The sequence below is a fragment of the Cellulomonas sp. A375-1 genome (assembly GCF_001040865.1).
Lineage (GTDB): Bacteria > Actinomycetota > Actinomycetes > Actinomycetales > Cellulomonadaceae > Cellulomonas > Cellulomonas gelida.
Genome location: NZ_LFKW01000098.1, coordinates 1 through 253 on the forward strand (window position 1 = coordinate 1; position 253 = coordinate 253).

At 69.6% G+C, this 253-nt stretch carries 1 protein-coding gene; it reads right to left on the minus strand.

Annotated elements, in window-relative coordinates; genetic code table 11:
* A partial coding sequence (locus CWIS_RS10360; protein ID WP_048343215.1) for an RHS repeat-associated core domain-containing protein occupies nt 1–253 on the minus strand: 253 nt, incomplete at both ends.

Genomic DNA, 253 nt, shown 5'->3' on the forward strand with positions numbered 1-253 from the left:
CCAGGGGGCCGCGGCCGCCGTCGTAGTCGTCGTCGATGCGGGGTGTCAGGCCGCTCGGGTCGGACAGCGTGGTGGGGTTGTTGTTGGCGTAGGCGTAGGCGTTCCACTGTTGCGGGTCGGCCAGGTCCAGGACCGGGTCGACGGAGATGAACCGTCCGTTGGCCTCGTCGTAGTACCGGGCCCCGACCATCGTCAGACCGGTGGCGGTGTCACGGGTCTTGTCGAGGAACTGCCGGTCGCCCGGGATGCTCGC